The 6,036-nt window shown below is 71.1% G+C and carries 7 protein-coding genes; 1 reads left to right on the forward strand and 6 read right to left on the reverse strand.

All coding sequences use genetic code 11. The features are described from left to right. Positions 1-103 precede the first annotated feature (103 nt). The 5 genes from KVT45_RS52935 to KVT45_RS52955 form a co-directional block, all read right to left on the reverse strand. Positions 104-904, reverse strand: a complete 801-nt coding sequence (locus KVT45_RS52935) for a 2-keto-4-pentenoate hydratase (RefSeq protein ID WP_217561944.1) — start codon at positions 902-904, stop codon at positions 104-106. 120 nt (positions 905-1,024) lie between these two features. Then, positions 1,025-1,855, reverse strand: coding sequence for an IclR family transcriptional regulator (locus KVT45_RS52940; protein ID WP_308311153.1), 831 nt, complete (start codon positions 1,853-1,855; stop codon positions 1,025-1,027). A gap of 192 nt (positions 1,856-2,047) precedes the next feature. Continuing rightward, complete coding sequence (locus KVT45_RS52945) at positions 2,048-2,818, reverse strand: SDR family NAD(P)-dependent oxidoreductase (RefSeq protein WP_217561946.1); 771 nt, start codon at positions 2,816-2,818, stop codon at positions 2,048-2,050. 9 nt (positions 2,819-2,827) lie between these two features. Continuing rightward, positions 2,828-3,619: an SDR family NAD(P)-dependent oxidoreductase gene (locus tag KVT45_RS52950; protein WP_217561948.1), complete on the reverse strand. Its 792-nt coding sequence runs from the start codon at positions 3,617-3,619 to the stop codon at positions 2,828-2,830. Between the two features lie 78 nt (positions 3,620-3,697). Continuing rightward, positions 3,698-4,717, reverse strand: coding sequence for a GDSL-type esterase/lipase family protein (locus KVT45_RS52955; protein WP_217561950.1), 1,020 nt, complete (start codon positions 4,715-4,717; stop codon positions 3,698-3,700). A 234-nt stretch (positions 4,718-4,951) separates the two neighbouring features. Here KVT45_RS52955 and KVT45_RS52960 point away from each other — a divergent pair, with 234 nt between their 5' ends. Next, positions 4,952-5,731: an SDR family NAD(P)-dependent oxidoreductase gene (locus tag KVT45_RS52960; RefSeq protein ID WP_217561952.1), complete on the forward strand. Its 780-nt coding sequence runs from the start codon at positions 4,952-4,954 to the stop codon at positions 5,729-5,731. A 99-nt stretch (positions 5,732-5,830) separates the two neighbouring features. On the opposite strand, the gene KVT45_RS52965 is transcribed toward KVT45_RS52960, so the two are convergent. Next, a partial coding sequence (locus KVT45_RS52965; RefSeq protein ID WP_217561954.1) for a co-chaperone YbbN occupies positions 5,831-6,036 on the reverse strand: 206 nt, incomplete at its 5' end.

Raw genomic sequence — 6,036 nt, forward strand, 5'->3', positions numbered from 1 at the left:
ATGGCGAGTGCCTCGAGGTTCTTCGTGGTACGTTTGATCTTGATCAGCAGGTCGGTTCCGATGTTGACCGACCCGATGATCGCGACTCCCACCCTGTCCGTCATCACTCTCCCTTTTCCTCCGAGAAGCGGGCGGTGATGGTGCCGAGCGGCTCGATCGTCACCTCGAAGACGTCCCCGGGGAGCACCGGGACCATCGGCCCGAGCGCCCCGGAGAGCACCAGGTCCCCCGCGCGCAGCGGCGAACCGAACTCGATCGCGGTCGCGGCGAGCCAGCCGAGTGCGTTGAGCGGGTCGCCGAGACAGTCGCGCCCGGTGCCGCTGGAGACGGTCTCGCCGCCGCGCCGCATCGTCATGACCGCGTCCACCGGCTCGAAGACGTCCAGCGACCGTCCCTCGTCACCGAGTACGAAGACCCCGGACGAGGCGGTGTCGGCCACCGTGGCCGTGATGCCGATCTTCCAGTCGGCGATACGGCTGACGACGATCTCCACGGCCGGGTAGGCCGCTTCCACGGCCCCCCGCAGCACGGACAGGTCCTGGGCGTCGGTGAGGTCGCGGCGCAGCAGGAACGCCACCCCGGCCTCGGCCTTGGGCTGCAACAGCCTGCCGTAGGGCACCACGTCACCGTCGGCGTAGCGCATGTCGGCAAAGAGGACACCGAAGTCGGGCCGGTCGACCCCCACCTGCGACTGCACCGCCGCGGAGGTCAGTCCGATCTTCCGCCCGATCAGCCGGGCGCCGGCGGCCAGCCTGCGTTCGGTGACGGTCTGCTGCACCCGGTAGGCGGTCGCGATGTCGGTCCCGCCGATGAGGTCGGTGACCGGCCCGCACGCCCGCCCGGTGGAACTCGCCTGCTCCAGCCGGGTGGCCGCCGCGAGCACGGCTTCCGTCCCGGCCGTCATGAGTGTCCTCCGCGGGCGGCCGTCCACCGGCACCGCGGTGTGCGGGGCCGGCGGATCGCGGCCGGGGCCGGGGCCGGTCGTCGCGGGTTCGCGGTCATCACCGCTTCGTCCATCACGCCCTCATCGTCCGGCGTCGGCCACGCCTGCGGACGCCATGTGCCCGCTGAGCGGGACAGAAGTGATCAGCGGGCGCGGCCGCGGCCGTGGCGTGGAGGTGGCCGTCAGGCGGCGGGAGATCTCGGCGGCGATCCACTTCACGTGGAACTTCAGCTCGTCGACGCGGATGCGCTCCTGCGGGCCGCACACCGAGATACCGGCGACCGCCTGGTTCATGACGAGAACGGGTGCGGCCACGCAGGACACCCCGGAGACGGACTCGCCGGTCTCCGTGGCGTATCCGGTGCTGCGGATCCGTGCGAGGACGGCTTCCAGGGCCTGGGGCGTGGCGATGCTGGCCTCCGTACGGCGGCCCAGATCCCTCCAGAGGTACTCGTCCACCACCTCCTTGGGCGAGTGGGCGAGGATCGCCTTGCCCACCGCGGTGCAGTGGGCCGGGAAACGGCCCCCGATCCTGGACGGCAGGGTGCTGGCGAAGTTCCCGCCGACCTTCTCCAGGTAGACGACGTCCTGCCGGTCGAGTACCGCCAGGTGCACCACGTGTCCGGTGGCCGTGCACAGTTCCTGCAACAGGGGCCTGGCGGCCTCGTTCATCCGGGTGCGGTGCACGACCAGGCTGCCGATCTCGAACATCCGCAGTCCCAGCCGGTACTCGTTGTCGTACCTGCTCAGCAGGCGGGCGTTGACCAGCTGTTGGAGAATCCGATGCACGGAGGAGCGCGGGAGACCGCTGCGTGCGCTGATCTGCCCCAGGTTGAGCGGTCCCGTGGACCGCTCGAAGACACCCAGGATCATGACGACCCTGTCGACCATACTGGACGGGGATTCGGACACGGTGACCTCCTGAGCATCCCTGGACGGCGCCCTGGTCGGCACCGGGCGTCGTCCAGCGGGTCCCTCATGGGGAAAGACTTCATCGGCTCTGCATCGTCAGATCACTTCGGATCACTTCGGATCACTGCGGACTCCCGGCGGAGCCCGCTCTTGGTCGGAGCGGCTCGTCCCGGCCGGTCGGCCGGGTCTTGGTCAGACAGGTAACTCCCGGTAGGGGCCGGCGAGATGACCGCCGTCGGCGGTGAACTGGGAGCCGGTGCAGTACGACGCCTCGTCCGAGGCGAGGAAGAGGGCCAGGGCCGCGACCTCCTCCGACCGGCCCATGCGGGCCAGGGGCTGCCGCCCTACGGTGCGGGCCAGTCGCGCCGAGCGGGCCTCGCCGATCGAGCGGACCAGAGGTGTGTCGATGACCCCCGGGTGCAGGGAGTTGACCCGGATCCCGAGGGGGCCCAGATCGATCGCCATCGACCGGGTGAGTCCGGTGAGCGCGTGCTTCGACGCGACATAGCTCGCCATCGAGCCGATGCCGGTCAGCCCGTCGATCGACGACACGTTGATGATCGAGGCGCCGCGGCCCTTCCGCAGCAGGGGCAGCAGGGCGCGGATGCCGTAGAAGGCGCCGTGGACGTTGACGTCGAAGAGCCGGAGGTGGTCCTCGACGTCGAGTTCGTCCACCCGGCCCAGCCGTGCGGGTGCGATCCCCGCGTTGTTGACCAGGACGTCCAGGCGCCCGAACCGCTCGCGCACGGTGTCGGCGGCGGCGCTCCAGTCCGCGACGGAGGTGACGTCGAGATGGACGTAGCAGCCCGCCACCGAACGTGCGGTCGCCTCGCCGCGATCGTCCAGTACGTCACTGACGACGACCTCGGCGCCCTCCCGCGCGAACAGAGCGGCCTCGCAGGCGCCTTGGCCGCGCGCGGATCCGGTGATCAGTGCCACCTTGCCGTGCAGTCTTCCTGTCATGATCGCCCCTCAGGCCATGGACGCGCCGCCGTTGACGCGGATCACGTGTCCGGTGACGCAGCGGCTCGCGTCCGACGCCAGATAGAGCACGGCGTACGCGGAGTCGATGGCTTCGGCCACCGTTCCCAGCGGAGCAGCGGCGGCCATCTTGCCCGCGAGTTGGTCGAACCCGCTCTGCTGGAACTCGCCCGCGTCGTCCACGTGCCGCTGCCGGGTGATGCCGGTGTCCGTCCAGCCGGGTGCGACGCCGTTGACCCGGATGCCCCGGGGTCCCAGCTCGACGGCGAAGGTCCGGGTCAGCGCCTCGCCGCCCTTCTTGGCAGCGGCGTAGGAGCCGGTGCCGGCGGTGGCGAAGTCGATGATCGTGGAGAGTGTGTTGACGATGCTCGACCCCGGGCGCATCACCCGCGCCGCGGCCTGACTGCCGTAGAGCACGCTCTTGAGGTTGACCGACAGGATGCGGTCGAACTCGTCCGGCGGGACCTCGGCGAGCTGACGGCGGATCATGATGCCCGCGTTGTTGACGAGGACGTCCAGCCGTCCGAGTCCGGAGACGGTCTCGTCGACCAGCGCGCCCATGGCGGCCGGATCCGCCACGTCCACCCGGCGGGCCACGGCCTCCCCGCCTTCCTCCTTGATGCCGGCCACGGTCTCCTCGGCGCCCGCCAGGTCCAGATCGGCGACGACGGCCCGGGCGCCGGCCGCGGCGAGGACACCCGCGCTCGCCCGTCCGATACCGCACCCGGCGCCGGTGACCACGGCCACCTTTCCGGTCAGCCGGAACACGTTCGACGGGTCCATCTCACTCCTCCCCGCCGTGGTACGGCGGTGCTGCGCTGGTGTGGTCACTAGGGCGGCGGGCGCGCTTCGAACGGCTCGTCATGTCGCCCCCGCCCCCGCGGGTACGACGTCCCGTCCGAGCCCGGCGGCCACGTGCGGGACGACGCCCTCGGCGAGGCTGCGGTGCCCCGCGTCCCCTGGATGGATGCCGTCCACGAGGTGTTCGGGCGCTACGAGGTCCAGTCCCGGCACGAGGGTCACTCGGTCGTCCCCTCTCGCCTCGGCGAACCGGCGCACCGCCTCCTCCAGGGCGGCACGGAGGTCGGCGAGGCTCGCGCCGAAACGGTTGGGGACGTGTTCCGCGTCCGGGCGGACGATCGGGCTCACCACGACGACCGGGACCTCGGGAAGGCCTTCGCGCACGGCGGTGAGGTAGAGCCGCATGCTCTCCGCGATCTGGGCGGTGCTGGTCGGCAGGGACGAGTGGGCGTTGGTTCCCCAGGCCAGGGTCACGGCCTCCGCCCCGGAGGCGGCCAACACGTCGGCGGTCAGGAGTTCGCCGCGCGCCGCCCCCGCGAAACCGAGGTTGACCAGGTCGAGTCCGAGGGTGTCGGCGACCTGTGAGGGCCACGCCAGGCCGGGCTCCGTGACCGACCAGCCCTGCGTGATGGAGTCGCCGTAGACCACCCAGAGAGGGCCCCGCGCAGCGGGTTCCGGACGCTGGTCACCCGCAAGGCCGACCACCGTCACCTCCGTCGACTCGGGCAGGTACACCCGCACCACGCGGTCCCGGTCCCGCTCCGGCAACCGCACGCGCACCGTTCCGTCCCGGGAGGGCAGGGGGACCAACTGAGAGGGGCTCCCCGGCACTCGTACGACGAATCCCTCGGGGACGGTGGGGGCCGGCACGGTGGTCCGCTCCCCCACCTCCACCGTCAGCTCGACCGTCGACACCGGGCCGGTGAAGGCGAGATGGACGCCGGCCGGCACGCGGGCGGCCCGCACGGTGTCGGCCGTCAGCTTCGCGCACCCCGCGAGCGGCAGCCGTGAGCCGCCCTCGGCCCACGACAGTCCCGGCAGCACACCACGGAGAAAGGGTTCCGGCTGCACCTGGATCATTCGGGGTTCACCTCTCCATCGGGCGGCGGACGCGGATCCGTGCGGCACGGTCGCGGTGTCCCGCTCCCCCAAGTCCGGACTTGGGCCGGGGCGTTGAACACTTCTCGCTTATTCATCTAACTTCTTTAACGGATATGGCTATATTAACGAGGTGGCTCCAGCGGGCGTCAAGGAACGTGTCACCACCTTCTGCGGCGCCTTGCGGACCGGCCCCTCGGCAGAGAGGGAGGCACGATGGGCATCACCGAACTCACGCCCGACTACCGCGGTCTGATCGATCTCAAGGGCAGACATGTCCTCGTACTCGGCGGGGGGCTGGGCATCGGCCGGCAGACCTGTCTCGCCGCGGCGAACGTCGGTGCCAGGGTGTCCGTGGTCGACCGGGATCCCGAGCGCGCCGTCGCGGTAGCCGACGAGGTCGACGGCCTGGCCCTCACCGGTGACGCCACCGACCGCGCGGATATGGAGCGGCTGGTCGCCGGAGCCGTCGCACGCTTCGGTCCGCTGCACGGACTGGCGGACATCGTCGGCATCTCCGACAACGGCCCGCTGGGCGAGGTGACCGACGAACTCTGGCAGCGCGGACTCGATCTGAATCTCCGCCATGTCTTCCTCGCCCTTCAGGTCGGCGCGAAGGCCATGACGGAGGGGGGCTCCATGGTGTTCGTCGGCTCCGTCTCGGGTCTGCGCTCCGCCCCCCACCACGCCGTGTACGGCGCGGCGAAGGCGGGCCTCGTCAACCTGGTCAGTACGGCGTCCCTCGAACTCGGACCGGACATCCGGGTGAACGTCGTGGCACCCGGTCAGACGGCGACCCCTCGCGTGGCCGAGCGGCACCCCGAGCCCGACTACTACGACAGGGCCGCCGGACAGGTGCCGTTGGGGCGGGTGGGCAGGACGAGTGACATCGCGTCGGCCATCCTGTTCTTCCTGACGGACCTCTCGGCCTGGATCACGGGGCAGACCCTGGTGGTCGACGGCGGCGCGGGCCGGAAGTTCGCCTACAACCTCTGACGCGTCCACGGACGGGCCGGTGTGTACCCGGGCCGTCCACGGATGGGCCGGTGCCGCCCCGGGAACCCCGGGGCCGCGCCGGCCCGCCGCTCTCGTGCGTCACAGGTACTCGGCGATGGCCTCCTCGATCATCGTGCGGGGCTTGGCTCCCACCAGCGTCGTCACGAGCTCCCCGCCGGAGAACAGCAGGAGCGCGGGGATCGAGGAGACACCGTGCCGCTGGGCCGCCCGGGGGCTCTCGTCCAGGTTGACCTTCACGATGTCGAGGGCCCCCTCGTGCGCCTCGGCCAGCGCGTCGAGGATGG

It is taken from the genome of Streptomyces sp. GbtcB6 (assembly GCF_019091475.1).
GTDB classification, from domain to species: Bacteria; Actinomycetota; Actinomycetes; order Streptomycetales; family Streptomycetaceae; genus Streptomyces; species Streptomyces hyaluromycini.

Excerpts from the sequence above, each read along its gene's own strand:
- KVT45_RS52935 (WP_217561944.1), bottom strand. The coding sequence starts at position 904 with ATGACGGCCGGGACGGAAGCCGTGCTCGCGGCGGCCACCCGGCTGGAG.
- KVT45_RS52945 (WP_217561946.1), bottom strand. The coding sequence starts at position 2,818 with ATGACAGGAAGACTGCACGGCAAGGTGGCACTGATCACCGGATCCGCG.
- KVT45_RS52950 (WP_217561948.1), bottom strand. The coding sequence starts at position 3,619 with ATGGACCCGTCGAACGTGTTCCGGCTGACCGGAAAGGTGGCCGTGGTC.
- KVT45_RS52955 (WP_217561950.1), bottom strand. The coding sequence starts at position 4,717 with ATGATCCAGGTGCAGCCGGAACCCTTTCTCCGTGGTGTGCTGCCGGGA.
- KVT45_RS52960 (WP_217561952.1), top strand. The coding sequence starts at position 4,952 with ATGGGCATCACCGAACTCACGCCCGACTACCGCGGTCTGATCGATCTC.